Source organism: Saccharothrix espanaensis DSM 44229 (assembly GCF_000328705.1).
Taxonomy (GTDB): domain Bacteria; phylum Actinomycetota; class Actinomycetes; order Mycobacteriales; family Pseudonocardiaceae; genus Actinosynnema; species Actinosynnema espanaense.
This window is the reverse complement of the sequence record NC_019673.1, coordinates 9189159-9207314: the sequence shown is the minus strand read 5'-3', so window position 1 is coordinate 9207314 and position 18156 is coordinate 9189159. Positions and strand designations below refer to the sequence as shown.

Annotated in this window: 14 protein-coding genes; 3 read left to right on the top strand and 11 right to left on the bottom strand. The window is 72.7% G+C overall.

All coding sequences use genetic code 11. The features are described 5' to 3' along the window. Nucleotide 1: 1 nt before the first annotated feature. Nucleotides 2-1240, bottom strand: coding sequence for a pyroglutamyl-peptidase I family protein (locus BN6_RS40710; protein WP_015105721.1), 1239 nt, complete (start codon nucleotides 1238-1240; stop codon nucleotides 2-4). Nucleotides 1241-1519: 279 nt separating this feature from the next. On the opposite strand from BN6_RS40710, the gene BN6_RS40705 reads away from it, so the two are divergent. From BN6_RS40705 to mctP, 3 genes are all read left to right on the top strand, one after another. Next, a complete protein-coding gene (locus BN6_RS40705) occupies nucleotides 1520-2218 on the top strand; it encodes a GntR family transcriptional regulator (protein WP_041315713.1) in 699 nt (232 codons plus the stop codon). A gap of 119 nt (nucleotides 2219-2337) precedes the next feature. Next, nucleotides 2338-2598, top strand: coding sequence for a DUF3311 domain-containing protein (locus BN6_RS40700; protein ID WP_015105719.1), 261 nt, complete (start codon nucleotides 2338-2340; stop codon nucleotides 2596-2598). Continuing rightward, on the top strand, nucleotides 2599-4233 hold the full coding sequence (gene mctP / locus BN6_RS40695) for a monocarboxylate uptake permease MctP (RefSeq protein ID WP_015105718.1): 1635 nt from the start codon (nucleotides 2599-2601) through the stop codon (nucleotides 4231-4233). A gap of 68 nt (nucleotides 4234-4301) precedes the next feature. Here mctP and BN6_RS40690 read toward each other — a convergent pair whose 3' ends face one another. From BN6_RS40690 to BN6_RS40645, 10 genes are all read right to left on the bottom strand, one after another. After that, nucleotides 4302-5207: an ROK family protein gene (locus BN6_RS40690; protein WP_015105717.1), complete on the bottom strand. Its 906-nt coding sequence runs from the start codon at nucleotides 5205-5207 to the stop codon at nucleotides 4302-4304. A gap of 10 nt (nucleotides 5208-5217) precedes the next feature. Continuing rightward, a complete protein-coding gene (locus tag BN6_RS47235) occupies nucleotides 5218-6210 on the bottom strand; it encodes a hypothetical protein (protein ID WP_015105716.1) in 993 nt (330 codons plus the stop codon). Further along, nucleotides 6204-7157: a hypothetical protein gene (locus tag BN6_RS40680; RefSeq protein ID WP_015105715.1), complete on the bottom strand. Its 954-nt coding sequence runs from the start codon at nucleotides 7155-7157 to the stop codon at nucleotides 6204-6206. Before BN6_RS40680 ends, BN6_RS47235 begins: the two co-directional genes overlap by 7 nt. Further along, a complete protein-coding gene (locus BN6_RS40675; RefSeq protein WP_015105714.1) occupies nucleotides 7154-7876 on the bottom strand; it encodes a hypothetical protein in 723 nt (240 codons plus the stop codon). The genes BN6_RS40680 and BN6_RS40675 overlap by 4 nt, the downstream gene beginning before the upstream one ends. Nucleotides 7877-7886: 10 nt before the next feature. Further along, on the bottom strand, nucleotides 7887-10430 hold the full coding sequence (locus BN6_RS40670) for an NEW3 domain-containing protein (RefSeq protein WP_015105713.1): 2544 nt from the start codon (nucleotides 10428-10430) through the stop codon (nucleotides 7887-7889). 73 nt (nucleotides 10431-10503) lie between these two features. Beyond that, nucleotides 10504-12648, bottom strand: coding sequence for a translocation/assembly module TamB domain-containing protein (locus BN6_RS40665; protein ID WP_015105712.1), 2145 nt, complete (start codon nucleotides 12646-12648; stop codon nucleotides 10504-10506). 101 nt (nucleotides 12649-12749) lie between these two features. Beyond that, nucleotides 12750-13538 (bottom strand): amino acid ABC transporter ATP-binding protein, encoded by a 789-nt coding sequence (locus BN6_RS40660; RefSeq protein WP_015105711.1) that lies wholly within the window; start codon nucleotides 13536-13538, stop codon nucleotides 12750-12752. Between the two features lie 4 nt (nucleotides 13539-13542). Further along, complete coding sequence (locus BN6_RS40655) at nucleotides 13543-14355, bottom strand: amino acid ABC transporter permease (RefSeq protein WP_015105710.1); 813 nt, start codon at nucleotides 14353-14355, stop codon at nucleotides 13543-13545. Between the two features lie 88 nt (nucleotides 14356-14443). Further along, a complete protein-coding gene (locus tag BN6_RS40650) occupies nucleotides 14444-15259 on the bottom strand; it encodes an ABC transporter substrate-binding protein (RefSeq protein ID WP_015105709.1) in 816 nt (271 codons plus the stop codon). 156 nt (nucleotides 15260-15415) lie between these two features. Then, nucleotides 15416-18082 carry an MGH1-like glycoside hydrolase domain-containing protein gene (locus BN6_RS40645; RefSeq protein WP_231904880.1) on the bottom strand — a complete coding sequence of 889 codons (2667 nt, stop codon included), beginning with the start codon at nucleotides 18080-18082 and terminating at the stop codon, nucleotides 15416-15418. Between the last annotated feature and the right edge of the window lie 74 nt (nucleotides 18083-18156).

Below are 18156 nucleotides of genomic sequence, written 5' to 3'. Positions count from 1 at the left end.
ATCAGACTACTGCGACCAGCGCGGTCACCTGGTCGACGATCCGGCGTCGTTCGGCCTCGAACGCGGCGTCGGTCAGCGCGGTCGGGTCGGCGGGTTGGCCGAGCACGGGCGTGTGCAGGTGACCGCCGAGGACGCCGGTCGCGCCCAGCCCGAGCCGGACCCGGTTCGCGCGGTACATCGACTCGTTGGACAGGTAGTCCCCCCCGCTGCCGACGGCCGCCGCCGCGCCGGGCGTGGGCTCGTCGGTGCGGCAACTCGGCGTGCCCGCGCCGGGCGTGCCCACCGGCCACTCGCAGAACGACCGGTTGAAGTGCACAGGGTAGGGCGCGGTGCCCGCGTCGACCATCTTCCGCACGGGCAGGGACGTCTCGATGAACTCCAGCGCCGGCTGCGGCCAGCCCCGCGCGTCCGGCACCGGGCCCCTCGCCCCGACGTCGTTGTTGTCCGGGGACCCGCCCCGCCACCGCGCCGCCCACCGCTCGACGTCGAACCGCCCCGGCCGGCCCTGGCTGATCGTCACGACGGCGGCCGGCCGCTGCTCCGCGAACGCGGGACCGTAGACGCGCTCGACGATCCCCTCGTCGAACGCCCCCCACAGCACGGGCAGCACGGCGGCCTCCACCACGACCTTCCCGGCCGCCGTGTCGATCACCCGCCCGTCGAGCCGGAGCGCGGCGGCCCCGGCCGGGTTGGACCGCCGGACCGAGGTGCCGGTGAGCTGGAACGGGTCGAACCCGGTCACCAGCACCCGTCGTCCGGGCGCCCGGAACCCGACGTCCGCCACCCCGCGGGCGGCGAGGTCGAGCCGTCGCACCAACCGCTCCCGCTTCCCCGGAGCAAGCGCGACGGCCCACTGCCGCACGGCCCTGGTCAGCTGGAGCCGGGCCCAGTACAGCGGCCGGTCGTCGTAGGAATCCCAAGCGGTGTCACGACGAGCGCGCTCCACGGCGGCCCGCCACAACGCCCGTCCGCCGGCCGAGACCACCTGCTCGGCCCGCCCGGCGGGCGCGGCGCACAGCTCCCCGACGACCCGGCCGACCTCGTCGGCCAACCCGCCCACCCGGACCAGTTCCGGCCCCACGGCGGGCAGCCCCGGAGTCGGCGCGTCGTCCAACCGCCGCTCCTCGACGGTCACCGGCAACCGGCCGTCGAAACACGGCTCCACCTCGGCGGACGCCACCCCAGGCAGCCCGCCCAACACCAGCCCCGCCACCAACGCGGTCACCCACCGCAGCCTCATGATCACGCACCGATCCTGTCGAACACCCCGCCCCGCCCGACATCCGCCGACCGGCCGAGCCCGTCACCAGTCACACCCCCGCCCGAGCCGGGGTCAGGGATCTGGCGGACGCCGCCGGCCACCGACGTCCCGCGCCCGGTTGTGCGCGGTCCGCGAAAGCCTCGAAGCGGACCGGCAGGCCGGCGGCACGCGGCGCACCTCCCCACACGTTCAACCGAGTTGTTGTTCAACAATCCCTCAATACTTCGTTTGACTTGTAGGGCTCTAGACTCAGGTCGCATGACGAGCGTTGAGGCTGAGGACTGGCTCCGGGCACTGGCCAAGGACCGCGGTGACATCGACCGCTCCAGCACCGCCGAACGGGTCGCCGACAAGCTGCGGACCAACGTCCTGGACGGCGACATCAAACCGGGCCGGCAGCTCAACGAGAAGGCCCTCGGTGACGTCCTGCGGGTTTCCCGCAACACCCTGCGCGAGGCGTTCCGCCTGCTCACCCACGAGCGCCTGCTGGTGCACGAGTACAGCAAGGGCGTTTTCGTCCGCAAGCCCGACTGGCACGACATCGTCGACCTCTACGCCGCCCGCCGGGTCATCGAGATCGGCGCGCTGCGCCGCTGGCCGGCCGCCGACGACCAGCGCCGGCGCGCCGTCGGGGACGCCGTCGACCTCGGCCTGGCCGGTGCCGAGCAGAAGGACTGGACGAGCGTCGGCACCGCGAACATCCGCTTCCACCAGGCCATCACCGCGCTCGCCGGCAGCGCCCGGCTGGACGAGGAGGTCAAGCGCCTGCTGGCCGAACTCCGGCTCGCCTTCCACGTGATGGGCGACCCGCGCGGCTTCCACCAGGACTACCTCCCGCTCAACCAGCAGATCAGCGCCCACCTGCGGGGCGGCGACCTGGACAGCGCGGAGGCGGCCCTGGCCGACTACTTCGACCGGGCGGAAGAGCACTTGGTGACCGGCCTGCGCGGACAGTGAGGAACGGTCACGATTCCACTACGCAACCGGTCGGCAACCCGCCGGACACCGTGACGGCCGTCCCCTCGCGGGCCTAGCATCCTGCGACACCCGGTCATCAGGACCGCACGGAGGGCCACATGCCTGGAAAGTCCAGCCTGCGCTGGAGCAACTGGAACCTGCTGCTGCTGGTCCCGCTGCTCATGCTCGTCACGCCGTGGTTCAACTTCGACGGCCCGCGGCTGTTCGGTCTGCCGTTCTTCTACTGGTACCAGTTCGCCTGGGTGCCGGTCGGCGTGGTCTGCGTCGGCCTCGTCCACGTCATGACCAGGGGGGAACCGGTCGTGCGGGACAAGCCCGACCTGCTCGGCGTGGACGACCTGGACGAGGGGGCGAAGTAGATGCAGTGGACCGAGCTGGTCGTGTTCAGCGCGTTGTTCCTGCTGGTGACGGTCCTGGGTTTCGTCGCGGCGAAGTGGCGGGCGGGCGACACGCTCGACCACCTCGACGAGTGGGGGCTGGGCGGCCGCAAGTTCGGCTCGTGGATCACCTGGTTCCTGGTCGGCGGCGACCTCTACACCGCCTACACGTTCGTCGCGGTCCCGGCGCTGGTGTTCGGCGCGGGCGCGACCGGGTTCTTCGCCCTGCCCTACACGGTGATCCTCTACCCGCTGGTCTTCCTGCCGCTGGTCCGCATGTGGTCGGTGTCGCGGGTGCACGGCTACGTCACGCCGGCCGACTTCGTGCGCGGCCGGTACGGCTCGCACTGGCTGGCGCTGATCGTCGCCATCACCGGCATCGTCGCGACCATGCCGTACATCGCGTTGCAGCTCGTCGGCCTCGAAGCGGTGCTGCGGACCATGGGGCTCAACGGTTCCGGCATCGCGGGCCACGCGCCGCTGCTGATCGCGTTCCTCATCCTCGCGCTGTACACCTACCAGTCCGGGCTGCGCGCGCCCGCGCTGATCGCGTTCGTCAAGGACACGTTGATCTACATCGTGATCCTGGTGGCGGTGATCTACCTGCCGAGCAAGTTCGGCGGCTGGGGCGCGATCTTCGACACCGCGCAGGCCAAGTACGACGCCACGCCCGCCAAGACCGACGGCATCCTGCTCAGCGGCGGCAACCAGCTCCAGTACGCGACCCTCGCGCTGGGCTCCGCGCTGGCGCTGTTCCTCTACCCGCACTCGCTGACCGGCATCCTGGCCTCGCGCGGGCGCAACGTCATCAGGCGCAACATGGTGGCGCTGCCCGCGTACTCGCTGCTGCTGGGCCTGCTGGCGATGCTCGGGTTCGTGGCGATCAGCGCGGGCGTCACGCCGATCACCAACCAGGCCACCGGCCGCCCGGACACCAACACCATCGTCCCGGTGCTGTTCGGCGAGCAGTTCCCGTCCTGGTTCGCCGGGATCGCGTTCGCCGCCATCGGCATCGGCGCGCTGGTGCCCGCGGCCATCATGTCCATCGCGGCGGCGAACCTGTGGACCCGCAACATCTACAAGGAGTACCTGAAGAAGAGCGCCACGCCGGCGCAGGAGGCCAAGCAGGCCAAGCTCGCGTCGCTGGTGGTGAAGTTCGGCGCGGTCGCGTTCATCGTGTTCATCGACCCGCAGTTCTCCATCGACCTGCAGCTCATCGGCGGGGTGATGATCCTGCAAACGCTGCCCGCCGTGGCGATCGCCCTGTACACCAGGTGGTTCCACGTCTACGGGCTGGTCGCCGGGTGGGTGGTCGGCATGGGCTGGGGCATGGCCCTGCTCTACGGCATCCCCAGCGCGGACGGCAAGCGCCCGTACTTCGGTGGCTCCGCGCTGGCGCTGGACGAGCTGTCGCTGCTCGGCTGGCACCCGTTCGCGGGGGCGACCGTCCAGATCTACGTCGGCATCGTCGCCGTCATCGCCAACCTGGTGGTCGCCGTGGTCGTCACGCTGGTCGCCAAGCAACTGCGGGTGTTCAACGGCACCGACCAGACCAACGCCGACGACTACCACGTGGACGAGGACAGCCACCGGGTCAAGCCAGTGGCCGCGCACTGAACCCGGTCGCGCACTGAACCCGGCCGCGCACCGACTCTGGCCGCGCTGAACGGTTCCGGCGCGGTGGGTCAGGGTCGCAGTACCAGGGCCGCCGCGCCGACGAGTCCCGCCTGGCCGCCCAGCCGGGCGGGCTCCACCCGCAGTCCGTCCAAGTAGGACAGTCCACAGTGGTCTGCCACGGTCCGTCGGATCGGGTCGAACAGCAGGTCCCCGGCCTGCGCCACGCCACCGCCGACGACGGCCAGGTCCAGGTCGCAGACGGCCGCCGTCGCCGCGATGGCGAGCCCGACCGCGCGCCCGGCCCGCTCGAACGCCGCCCGGGGCAGCTCGTGACCGGCCATCGCCGCCGCCGCGAGGTGCGCCGCGTCCGCCTCGTCCGGGCCCTGCCAGCCCTGCCGGCGCGCCCACGCGACCATCCGGGGCCCGCCCGCGACGGTCTCCGCGCAGCCGCGCCCGCCACACGTGCACGGCTCGCCGTCCGGCTCCACCACGACGTGCCCGACGTGCCCGGCGTTGCCGGTCCGCCCGCCGAACGGCCGCCCGCCCAGCACCAGCCCGCCGCCGACCCCGGTCGACACCACCAGCCCGAGCAGGAACCGGCTGTCCCGGCCCGCGCCCTGCCAGTGCTCGCCCAGCGCCATGCACGGCCCGTCGCCGGCCAGTTCCACCGGCACGCCCGGCACCAGCTCAGCGACCCGGTCGCGCAGCGGGAACGCCTGCCACGCGGTCACGTTGATCGGGCTCGCGGTGCCCAGCGCGGCGTCCACCGGCCCGGCGCACGCGATGCCGACGCCCGCGACCAGCTCGCCGTCGAGCACCTGCTCGACCACGTCGGCGACCGCACGCCAGGTCTGCTCGGCGTCGTCGGTCGGCGTGGCCACCCGCACCGCCCGGCGCACCGCGCCGGCCCGGTCCACCAGCCCACCGGCGATCTTGGTGCCGCCCACGTCCAGTGCCAGCACCAGGTCCGTCACACCGCCAACCCTAGGTGACGCCGAACCTGTGGCCGCCGAACAGGTCGCCGTCCACCCGCACGGTGGAGTCGGTGATGATCACGCCGTGCGTCCCGGTCCGCTCCGGCGGCGGCTCGACCAGCGGCAGACCCGCCACCCGCCCGGCGGGCAGCCACACCGCGTGCGCCGCCTCGCCCGGGTCGGCCAGCTCCCGCACCAGGTCCAGCGCCGGCGGCAGGTCCCGCGCGGGCGGCCGGTGGTCGGCGTTCAGCGCGGCGGCGAGCCGGTCGAGGTGCTCCGGGTCCGCGCCCGTGACACCGATCCGCACCCGGAAGACCCAGCCCCGGTAGCGCGCGGCGGCCTCCCGGTAGAGCGGCGCGGCCCGCACCGCGAACGGCTCGGCGGGCAGCGCGGCCGGTGCCGAGTACAGGCCGCCGGTGCGGAACACGGTCGGCGCGGCCAGCCGCTCGTACTGCACGGCGATCCCCTCCAGCATCGCCCCGAAGTCCGGTCGCACCCAGTGCGGGCGCAGCTCCACGACCAGTTCCGCGTCGCCGAGCAGGCCGGGCCACGTCGCCGGGTCCGACCACAGCGGCGGCACGGCCAGGTAGTACCGCACGCCGGCGTCCGGCCGGGCGGGCACGCCGACCACCGCCCGCTTGCGCAGCACGGCCTCGGCCAGGACCACCGGCGGCTCGAACTCCTCGGCCGTGACGTGCGTCGGCACGTCCAGCAGCCGGGCCAGCCCGGCCTCGGCCGCCTCGCCCGCCCGCTCACGCTCGGGCCGCCGCACGGTGCCCGCGAGGGTCACCTCGGCCCCGCGCCGGCGGACCTCGTGCACGATGCTCGGGTCGCCCGTGCACAGCCGCGCCAGGTAGGCGGCGTCCTCCTCGCGCGCCCGGTGCAGCCGCTGCCCGGCCGAGCCGCCCACGTACCCGACCAACCGGTCCAGGTCGACGGTGGCGGTGATCCGGATGCCGAACCGCGCGGTCCAGCCGTCCGGGGTGCTGGTGAGAGCTACCACTGGACCGCCGCGCGGTCCTTGAGCAACGCGGTGCTGCCGGCGTTGTCCCGCACGGTCACGCCGGCCGGCTCGTCGGCCACCACCTCGTAGGTGACGCCCGGCTCGACGTGGCCGAGCGGTTGGCCGTCGGCGGAGAACACCTCGGTCCGGTAGAGCACGGTCACCAGCCGGGGCCGCGGCCCGGTGCCGTGGGTCTCCACCGGCAGGTCGTGGCCGAACGTCTCCACCAGCGGGATCTCGCGCCCGATCACGGCGGCCTCGATGGCCTGCCGCAGCGCGTTGTGCACCGACTCCCGCATGGCCTTGACCGGTTCCATCTCGATCACGCCGGAATAACCCGGGTCGCCGCCGAACACCGATCCGATCCAGCGCAGCACCACCATCACCGGAAGTCGCCGGCGCCAGAGCGTCCAGCCCAGGTAAAGGTCCCGGCCGAACCCGAAAACGGACACGTAGGAGTAATACCGGCCCAGTGAGACGTGCAGCAGGTTGCGCACGCCGGCAACCGGCGGGCCGACCCGGACCCGGCGCGGCGACACCGTCACCGGGGTCTGCCGGTCGACGGTCAGCGAGCGCCACACCACGCCGTACGCGGTGTCGGCGATGTCGGCCTTGCCGTCGAGAAGCAGGTGCCAGTCGCTGAGCACGTCGACCCGGGGCACGAACAGCACCAGCGCGATCCACAGCCAGGGGGCGAGGAAGGCCATGACCAGCAGGAAGCCGGCGAAATCGGACCCGCCGCGACCGGCGGCCAGGCTGATCACCACCGACAGCAGGAAGGTGGGGAAGCCGATCAGCATCGCGCCGATCACGGCCGCCTTGAGGATGCGCCGGGCGTCCGCGCCGCTCGTCGCGTCCGCGAGGCCCACCTCGACCTCGCCGGTGCGCTGGAACAGCAGCCGTTGGCCGATGTAGGTCTCGTTCTGTCCCTGCGAGCCGGGTGTCACGAAGGGGGAGGGTAATTGTACTTGTCGCCGCCGAACAGGTCTCCGCCGATTTTCACGTCCGATCCGGAGATCCGAACACCGCCGACCCGGTCAGTAGGGGACGATTTATCCGCAGAATTGCGGGATTGTGCGGAATGGGTTGCGGTATGGCCCGGCACGTGCAGCCAGGCGCGCGTTTCGGTTTCCTTCTCACGCACCTCGACCGGGGTGAACAGGTCCGGGTCGATGCCCCGGTGGCCCTGGCCGACCACGTCCTCGTAGAAGTGGTCGGACACCAGCAGGGCGACGGTCGCGGTGGGCGGCGCGGCGGCCAGCGCCGCCCGCAGCGGCGTCGACCCGAGCAGCCGCGCCAGGTGCGTCTGGGGCCGGCCGGTCGTGCCGTAGTCGTCCACCAGCAGGTCGCCGGCGTGCACGGCGACCCGCACCCGCAGCAGCACGCTCGCCGCCGCCTGCCGGTTGTGGTGCCGCAGACCGTCGGCGAGGTGCCCGAGCAGCGGGTGGATCAGGTTCCGCTTCGGGAACTCCGGCGGCACGATCACCACCATCTCGTCGCCCGCGGTCTCGGTGGCGCACAGCGACCACGGGATGCCGCTCGCCTCGAACGCCTGCCGCAACTCGCCGAACAGCACCCGACGCGACTCCACCACCGCGTGGTTGTCGCGCTTCCCGGAACCCTCCAGGTCGACCGCGAGCAACGCGCGGTGCACCGGTGTGGCCATCGACTGCCCCCTATTCCACGATCTCCACCGCGACGGCGGGGGAGTAGCGAACCAGACCCGCGCCGACGACCTTCGCCGCCACCCACCACCGCCCCGGCGCGGCCCACGGCGGCGGCATGACCACGAACACGAACGCCGCACGCCCCCGCGCCGGCACCACGCCCCCCAGCGCCCACGGTTCCACGGCGTCCCACGTCCCCCACGGGCTGACCAGCCGCACCTCCGCGGTGACCGGCCCGCACAGCGAACTCGCCACCACGACCGGCACCTCCACCCGGCCGCCCACCGCGACCCGCACCGGCTCCGGCGGCCAGGCGAACCACAGCTCCGCCACCGGGCCGTCGTCCCACAGCCCCGCACCCCACGGCTCTTGTCCCCACGGCCCTGAACCCCACGGCGGCACGTCCACCAGCGCCACGTCCTCGACACCGGCCACCCGGGCCCGCACCGGGTACCGCCCAGGCGCGGCCCCCAGCGGCTGCTCCAACTCGACCCGGGCGCGCAGGAACCCCTGCGGCGGCAGGTCGAACGGGACCTCGTCGGGCGTCGCGGTCCAGCCCGGCGGCACGGCCAGCCGCACCTTCCCGGCCACCGGCTCCCGGTCGGCCACCACGAGCAGGTCGGCCGGCACGACCAGGTCCGCGCGGTCCGGCGACACCGTGAGCGAGACCGTCACCGGCAGTCCGCCGAGCGGGGCCGCGCCCTGCCGGTGCCGCCAGAACGACGAGCAGACCGGTTGCGCCACTTCGGTTTCCGGTGCGATCGGCCCGTACCCGCGATCGGCCGTCAGCCGCGCGCCGACCAGCGTCCCGGACGCGGGCAGCCGTCCCGACCCGGCCACGTCGCACACCGCGAGCAGCGGGTGCCCGAACTCCCCGTCGGGGATGTCCGCCGGACCCCACTCCCACCGCACGGTCGGCGCGTCCCCCAGCGCCCCACCACCCGACCCCGCCCCACCGCCCGGCCCCGCGCCACCGCCCGGCCCCGCGCCTTCGCCCGGCCCCGCGCCACCGCCTGCCGTCGCGAAGTCGTCCAGCGAGGTCACGCACTCCACCCGGTCGACGCCCTCCCAGAGGGTCAGGATCTGGGTGTACCGCAGGTTTCCGAGCCGCCCGCGCACCACCGCCCGCTCGCCCACCGCGCTGTGCCACACCGAGACGTCGGCCCGGGTCGCCCCGGACGCCGTGCCGTCCGGCAGCACCAGCTCGTTGCCCAGCCCGCCCGGCGCGATCAGCTCCACCTCGTCCACCAGCCGCACCAGCCCGGACACCCCGCCCCCGCGCGCCGGGTCCAGGGTCAGCAGCAGCGACGAGTTCGCGATCTGCGCGCCGCCACCGGGCACCCACCCCACCGCCGCGCCGGGCAGCAGGTGGAACACCTTCCACCCCGACGCCGGCACGACACCGGCGTGGAACACCACCGTGCGCCCCTCGTGAACGCACGGGTGCTCGCCGGCCGCCGACACCACCCGCACCCCGGGCAGGGCCTCCGGCAGCCGCGCCTCCACCACGCCCGGCCGGTCGTGCTCCGCCGGGTTCCACACCACCAGCGGGACCCCCGGCCCGGAAGTGTCCACAACGGACGTCAACGCGTGCAGCGCCCCGTCCCGGGCCAGCACGCCCAGCGAGTACGCCTCGCGCAGCCCGGCCAGCAGGTCGAGGTCCGGCGGCTCGCCCGCCCAGTGCGCCAACTGGCCGCGCGCCTTGGCCAGCGCGGCGTCCGGCGGGTCGACGCCCACGAGGGCCACCGCGTGCGGCGCGAACCGCTCGGCGTCGGCGACGGCGTCCGCCGCCGCCCGCCGGGCCTGCCGCACGTCGATGCCCTCCCGCCGGGGCTGCGCGCGCGGGACCGCCCCGGCCGGCACGTCCCGGGGCAGCGAGCAGACGAACCTCGGTGACGTGTAACGGGAGTTCCAGCTCCGCGGCAGCCCGGCGACCCACTCGCCAGGCGCGTCCACGCCCGTCCCGACGGCGATCACCACGTCCCGCGCCGCAGCGTCGCGCAGTTCGAGGTACCGCCCGTACACGGCCCGCTCGGCCTCCGCCGGCGTCCTCGCCCGGATCGGCCACCCGGCCCCCGCCGGCTCGTCGACCAGTTCGACCTGACCCTGCGACACCAGGCGGCGCAACGGTTCCCGGTCCTCGGGCCGGGTTTCGAGGTACGGCCGCAGGTGCTCGCCGCCGCGCACCGCGAACCGGTGCTCCGGGTCGGCCAGCGCGAGTTCCAGGTGCGCCCGCACGGCGTCGAACGCGAGCGGCGACACGTGGCCCACCAGGTGCGCGGTCCGGCCCGGCGCGGTGACCGTCAAGTCGAAGGCGGTGTCGTAGGTCCGGTCGCCGACCCGCGCCGACGCCCGCGCGGGCAGCACCGCGCCGGGCGGGTGCGCCGAGACGTCGACCAGCACCTCCCAGCCGAAGGTGCCGTGCAGCTCGGACCGGACGTCGCCGATCCCGTCGCCCTCGACCCGCGCGGACACCGGCCCCCACCCCGGGACGCCCACGGACAGCACCTGGTGGGAACCGACGAACCGGTCGGTGGACTCGACGATGAGCACGTCCTCGACCTCAGCACCCGGTCGTCCGATGTGGAACCCCCCGAACCGGCACCGCACGCCCGCAATCCGGCGGTCAGCGCTTGAGCATCCGCGTGAGACCCGCCGCGACCGTCGTGGCCAGCACCCACCCGGTGACGATCAGCCCGGCCGCTATCCACTGCGACAGGCCCTGGGTCTGCCACCGGTTCTTGTTGCCCAGGTCGACGATCGGCACCACCAGGTCGATCGTGTACAGCCACGCGTCGAAGTGCATCCGGTCGTCGGAGTTGATGACCTCCAGCGGTGTGCCGAAGGAGAACCAGATGCTGCCCAGCACCCAGGACACCACGAGCCACGCCAACGCGCGCGCCGGCCGGTACCCGTAGCCCACCATCGACCGCTGCAACCAGCTCCACAGCAGCACCAGCGGGCCCAGCCACCGCCTGCCCTCGGCCACCGCCCGGTAGCGCAACCGCTGCTTCTCCACCTGCACGGTCGCCGCGTGCTCGTCGTTGCCGCTCGCCCGCAGCATCTCGGCGAACTGGTCGTACGGGCCGGGCCGGTACGTGCGCCGCATGGACTGCCGCAGCCAGCGCAGCCGGCGCTCGACCTCCGGGTCGTCGCGCAGGTCGATCGGGTTGCGCAGCGAGTCGTAGCGGAACTCCTCCAGGTCGATCCACCCGGTGGCCGACCAGAAGGTCTCGTTGTCGTCCAACGACGTGCAGCGCACCTGGCGCAGCGTGACGTCGCCGCGCGGCGGGCTGATCGGGGTCAGCACGAGTTCCTGCACCTGCATGCCGAGCAGGTTCAGCGCGTGGCTGTCGAGCTTGTCGCCGAGCACCGCGCCCGCGAAGTTCGCCATCCGGCCGATCTGCGCCCGCCGGGCCCGCACGCCGCCGTGCGCCACGAACTCCTTCGCGCCGCGCGCGCAGATCAGGTCGCGGCCGATCACCGCGCCGCCGACGTCGAGCGACGGCTTGCCCGCGGCCATGTGCCGGTAGCGGCCGGGCGCGGTGATGCGGCTGCCGCGCAGGTCGAGGTTCGCGCCGATCTGCACGCCGCGCAGCTCCAGCCCGCCCGCCACCTCGACCTCGCGCAGGGTGAGGTTGCTGCCGATGTGCGACCGGTTGCCCAGCAGGGCGTCCGCCCGGGGGTTGTCCACCGTGGACCCGTCCAGGGTGAGGCTGCCCTTCACCTGCACGTCGACCATCCGGACCTGGCCGCGCACGTGCGCCTGCCGGGCGATCACGTCACCGCCGATCCGCGCGCCGTCGAGGTGCAGCGCCCGGCCGTGGCCGGTCGGGTCGGTGCCCTCCGGCGGGCTCAGCGCGTCGAACCGGCCGCCGGACAGCGACAGCGTGCCGCCGAGCGCGGCGTTGACCATCCGGACCGTGCCCGCGCCGGTGAAGCCCCGGTCCAGGTGCACGTCGCCGTCGACGGTGATCCGGTCCAGCACGACGGTCGACGTCGGGTCGGCGTGCGGGTCCAGCGCGGCCTCGTCCTCGTCCCGCCCGTCGGCCACGGTCGCGCCGCGCAGGGTCAGCTCCGAGTCGACCCGGGCGCTGGCCAGCAGGACCGTGCCGCGGATCGTGGTGTTGTTCAGCAGCAGGCTGCCGCCGACGTGGGCGTTGGTGGCGCGCACCGCGTAGGCGTGCGGGTTGGTCAGCACGGCGCCCGCGAAGTTGCAGTAGCCGCCGATCTGGGCGCTGGCCATCCGCAGCTCGCCCGCCACCACCACCCGTTGCGCGAGCAGCGCGCCGGCCAGCTTCACCCGGTCGGCCTGCACCGCCACGCCGCCCGGCACCCGCAGCGAGCTGCCGCGCAGCGAGACCGACGCGGCGATGTCGGCGTCGGTCAGGTCCACCAGGCCCTCGACCGTGCTGCCCGCCAGCGACACCTCGTTGGCGCTGCTCAGGTTGCGGGCGCGCAGGCCGGGCAGCCAGCAGTCGGCGAACTCGACCCCGGCGAGCCGACCCTGCCGCAGGTCCGGCGGCTCCTCGAACCGGCAGCGGACGAACTCCAGCAGGTAGCTCAGCTCCACGCCGCGCAGGTCCAGCGGCCCGGTCAGGTACCGGTCGACCACCCGGATGACCGGCGGCACGTTCGGCTTGCGCCGGGGCAGCCGCCGCCCCCCGTTCTCCTCGCCCAGCCCGCGCAGCACGTCCGCGGCCGGCATCCGCAGGGTGCGCGGCGGGCTGGGGTCGAACACGTCCAGCCCGCGCGCCCCCGTCTCGGTCATGTGATCGACAATGCGGGTTCGGCGGTCGCGCCCGCAAGCAGATCAGCCCAAATGGGCCGGATGCCCGCCGGGAACTTCCCACCGGCCGGCCGGCGCGGCGGTCAGTCGCCCGGCCCCTGGTGGGTCGGGTCCAGCACCCGGGCCAGGAACGACTGGGTGCGCTCGTGCTGCGGGTCGCCGATGACCTGCGCCGCCGGCCCCTCCTCCACCACGTAGCCGCCGTCCATGAAGAGCACCCGATCGGCGACCTCGCGGGCGAACTGCATCTCGTGCGTGACGACCAGCATGGTCATGCCCTCGTCGGCGAGCTGGCGCATCACGCCCAGCACGTCGCCCACCAGCTCCGGGTCCAGCGCCGAGGTCGGCTCGTCGAACAGCATCACCGACGGGTCCATCGACAGCGCCCGCGCGATCGCCGCCCGCTGCTGCTGCCCGCCGGAGAGCTGCGCCGGCATGGCGTTGACCTTGTCCGACAGCCCGACCCGCTCGAGGTTGCGCAGCGCGGTCCGCTGCGCCTCCTCCGGCGAGCGCCCCAGCACCTTGCGCTGCGCCACGGTCAGGTTGTTGAGCACGCTGAGGTGCGCGAACAGGTTGAACCCCTGGAACACCATGCCGATCCGGGTCCGCGCGGCGTCGATGTCGACGTCCGGGTCGGTCAGCTCCTGGCCGTTGACCACGATCCGGCCCGCGGTCGGCTCCTCCAGCAGGTTCACGCACCGCAGCAGCGTCGACTTGCCCGAGCCGGACGGCCCGATGATGCACACGACATCACCCCGGCGGACCGACAGGTCGATGTCCTTGAGCACCTCCAGCGGCCCGAACGACTTCTTCAGCCCGGTGATCTCGACGGCCAGGTCCGGCTCGGCCGAGCCCACGACTTGTTCGGACATCGCCCTACACCCCCGTCGATTCCGGCGTGCGCAGCTTCTTGCCGCCGGTCTGCCGCTCCAGGTACCGCGAGAGGTGGCCCAGCGGCAACGTGATGATCAGGTAGCACAGGCCCGCGATGAGCAGCGGGGTCAGCGACGGCGACCGGCTCAGCGTCTCCCGGCCGAGCTTGGTCAGCTCGTACTCCGCGGCGGTCAGGCCGACCACCGAGATCAGCGACGAGTCCTTGATCAGCATGATCAGCTCGTTGGTCAGCGGCGGCAGGATGATCCGGAACGCCTGCGGGATGACCACGGTGACCAGCGTGCGCCCGTGCGACATGCCCAGCGACCGGGCGGCCTCGATCTGGCCCTTCGGCACGGCCTGGATGCCCGCCCGGATCGTCTCGCCGATGTAGGCGCTGCCGACGATGCCGAGCGCGAGGCCGGCCGTCGAGTTGATCTCGAACTTCAGGCCGAACGCCAGCGGCACGGCCACGCTGAGCGCGACGAACACCAGCAGGGCCGGCACGCCGCGGAAGAACTCGATGTAGATGGTGGCGATCCAGCGCCACGGCGCGACCGGCGAGAGCTTCATCAGCGCCAGCAGCAGGCCCAGCCCCAGGCCGATGGCGAACCCGAAGGCGCTGTAGACGATCGTGTTGACCAGCGCGGTCGTGATGACCTGCGGGAACATCTTCTTCGCGGTGTCCACGTCGAAGAAGGCCTGCTTGATCTCGCCCCAGTCCGCGAGGAACGCGATCAGCAGGACGAGCACGATCAGCAACGCGTACTGCGCACGGCGGAAGACGATCGCCCGTCGCCGTTTGGACATGGCCATGTTCAGGGCCTCTCGCGGGAGGGTTCGGGCCGGTTCGGACAGGGGGCGGGGCCGGTGTCGGGTGGACACCGGCCCCGCGGTCAACCGGTCACTTCTTCTCCGGCTTCTTGCCGAACCACTTCTCGTAGATCCGGTCGTAGTCGCCGTTGTCCTTGGCCTTCTTCAGGACTTCGTCGACCTTGGTCTTCAGGGCGGTGTTGCCCTTCTTCATCCCGATGCCGTAGGACTCGCCGGTGGCGAACTCCTTGGTCACCGAGGTGTCCGGGTACTCCTTGACGTAGTCGTAGAGCACGCCGTTGTCGTTGATCGCCGCGTCCACCGCGCCGGTCCGCACGGCGGTCTCCATCAGCGGCAGGTCCTCGAACTGCACGACGGTGTAGCCGTGGGTCGCGGAGTTGGCGTTGGCGTACGCCTCACCGGTCGTGCCCTGCTGGACGCCGAGCCGCTTGCCCTTGAGGTCGGGCAGGTCCTTGAGCCCGGAGTCCTTCTTGACCAGCAGCGCCTGCGAGGCGTCGAAGTACGGCTCGGAGAAGTCGATCGCCGCCTTCCGCTCGTCGTTGATGGTCATGCCGGCGGCGGCGAGGTCGCACTCGTTGGTCGTGAAGACCGTGCCCGAGGTGATGTTCTCGAACGGCGTGTCGAAGATCTCCTGGTCGACCTTGAGCTCCTTGGCCACCAAGTCGACCAGGTCCACGTCGAAGCCGACCGTCTTGTCGCCGTCGGTGTACTGGAACGGCTTGTAGGACAGGTGCGTGCAGGTCACCAGCTTGCCGCTCTTGACCAGGGTGATTCCCGACCCGCTGTCCTGAGGGGTGCCGGTGTCGACCTTGGTCGCGCACGCCGTCGCGGCGAGCGCTAGGACGGGCAGCATGGCGAGCACAGCGTGCCTGGTACGACGGGCCACGGCGTCACTCCTCGTAACTGTGTCGGTCGAGTGTTCGGCATACTGCCACTTGGGTGACTTGGTGCACAGCACGCCCGTGTTACAGCCCGAAGTGACGCACGAATCTTGCGTCACACGGGCTACCAGGCCGCAATATGTTCAGGCGGTTGGCTCAAATCACACAATAGATGCACCGATGGTGCCCGTTTGGCGACGATCCGTCAGCAGGTCGGCGACCAGGGCCGTCCACCCGGTCTGGTGCGTGGCGCCCAGGCCCTCGCCGGTGTCGCCGTCGAAGTACTCGCTGAAGGTGACGTGGTCGCGCCACAGCGCCGAATCCGTCGACTCCACCCGCTTGCCGTCGGCCGGGCGGCGGCCGTCGTGGTCGGGCAGGAACAGCGACACCAGCCGGCGGACCAGCTCGTCCGCCGCCTGGCCCGCCGTCACGTACCGCTGCGAGCGGGTGGGAAGTTCCACGTGGAACAAGCCGCCGTGGAACGACTCGACCGTGCGCAGGGCCTCGACCAGCAGGGCGTTGGTCGGGAACCAGACCGGGCCGCGCCAGTTCGAGTTGCCGCCGAACATCGGCGTGCGGGACTCGCCCGGTTCGTAGCCCATCCGGTGCTCCTGGTCCGCGACCTGCACCTCCAGGCCCTCCCGGTGCGCGGCGGACAGGCTGCGGATGCCGTGCGGCGAGAGGAACTCGCCCTCGTCGAGCATCCGGCCGAGGACCCGGCGCAGCTTGTCCTCGTCCAGCAGCGACAGCAGCACCCGGCCGTCCCGGCTGGTCAGGAAGCTGCCCAGCTCGGGCCGGCGGGCCAGCAGGTGCTCCAGCCGGCGCGCGAACCCCGGCAGCTCGGCGAACACCCAGGGCTCCAGCACCGCGCACGCCAGCACCGGGATCAGGCCGACCATCGACCGCACCCGCAGCGGCTTGGACTCCACCGCGCCGTCGGGCAGCCGGCGCGACGCCACGTCGTAGCAGAAGCCGTCCTCCTCGTCCCAGATCCCGCGCCCGCCGGAGCCGAACCGGGTGGACGCCTCGGCGATGCTCAGGAAGTGCTCCACGAACTTGGTGGCCACGTCCTCGTACGAGTCGTCGTGCCGCGCCAGTTCCAGCGCCATCCGCATCAGGTGCAGGCTGTAGGCGGCCATCCACGAGGTCGCGTCGGACTGCTCCAGCCGCCACTGGCCGAGCATCGGCTCGGACCGGTTGACCGGCCCGATGTTGTCCATGCCGAGGAACCCGCCCTCGAACAGGTGGCTGCCGTCCGCGTCCTTCCGGTTCACCCACCAGGAGAAGTTCAGCAGCAGCTTGTGGAAGACCTTGGCCAGGAACTTCCGGTCCGGGTCGATCGCGAACACCTGGAGCGCCGCCCAGGCGTGCACCGGTGGGTTCACGTCGCCGAACTCCCACTCGTACGCGGGCAGCTGGCCGTTGGGGTGCATCAGCCACTCGCGGCACAGCAGGAGCAGCTGCTCCTTGGCGAACGCCGGGTCGACCCGGGCCAGCGGCACGGTGTGGAACGCCAGGTCCCACGCCGCGAACCAGGGGTACTCCCACTCGTCCGGCATGGAGATCACGTCCGCCACGTCGACGTGCCGCCAGTGCGCGTTGCGGGCGTGCGGGGACTGCCGCGACCGCGGTGCGGCGGGCTGCGCCGGGTCGCCGTCCAGCCACTCCCGGGTGCGGAACCGGTAGTGCTGCTTGGTCCACATCAGCCCGGCCAGCGCGCGGCGGACCACCTTGGCGCGCAACGGGTCCAGGTCCGTGCGGTGGAACCCGTCGGCGTCCGCCCGGCGGGCGTCCAGAGTGGACTGGAACGACGGGCCGAACGCGTCGAGGTGGCCGTCGCCCGCGACCAGGCGCAGCCGGACGGTCACCGACTCGCCGGGCTCGACCGGGTCGAACGAGTACCAGGCGGCGGCCTTCGTGCCGGTCTCGGTGTCGTCGTCCGGCCCGGTCACCAGGCACGCCTTGGAGTCGCCGCGCACCACGTACCGGTCGATGCCGTCCTTGGTGCGCTGGGCCGGGTTGTCGGCCGCGTCGAACAGCTCGACCTCGTTGGTCTCGTTGTCGGTGACCAGCAGCGTCGGCGTGCCCTCGACGTGCAGGGTGTAGCGGCCCAGCGCGCCGTGCTCGGCGCCGACCCGCCGCCACCCGTCCCGGGTCGAGGCCACCAGGGCCGGCCGCCGGTCGTCGCGACCCCACGCCCACGTGTTGCGGAACCACAGCTGCGGCAGCAGGTGCAGCGGCGCGGGGTCCGGCCCGTGGTTGGTCGCGGTGATCTCGACGCAGATGTCCGTCGGCGCCGCCTTGGCGTAGGTGACCAGCACGTCGAAGAACCGGTTCTCGTCCAGCACGCCGGTGTCGGCCAGCTCGGGCTCGCGCTCCTGGCGGCCCGCGTTCGACGCCATCTCGCGCAGCTCCCGGTACGGGAACTCGGCCTGCGGGTAGCGGTAGACGACCTGCATCCACGAGTGCGTGGGCGTGCCGTCGGTGACCCACCAGTGCTCTTTGACGTCCTCGCCGTGGTTGCCCTCGACGTTGGTCAGCCCGAAGTAGCGCTCCTTGAGGATCGGGTCCCGGCCGTTCCACAGCGCCAGCCCGAAGTTGAGGAAGCCGTGCACGTCGCAGATGCCCGCGATGCCGTCCTCACCCCAGCGGTAGGCGCGCGAGCGCGCGTGCTCGAACGGGAACGACGTCCACGCGTCGCCGCCCGCCGAGTAGTCCTCCCGGACCGTGCCCCACTGCCGCCCGGCCAGGTAGGGGCCCCACAGCCGCCACGGCGAGGTGGGCGCGTCCGACGCCGCCAGCCTCGCCCGCTCCCGTTGCTCGTCCACCGGACCAGTGTGCGGCATCGATCCAGAGGTCTGGTCGCCGACGCTCGCCGACCCACCGGACGGGTGGGTTCGGG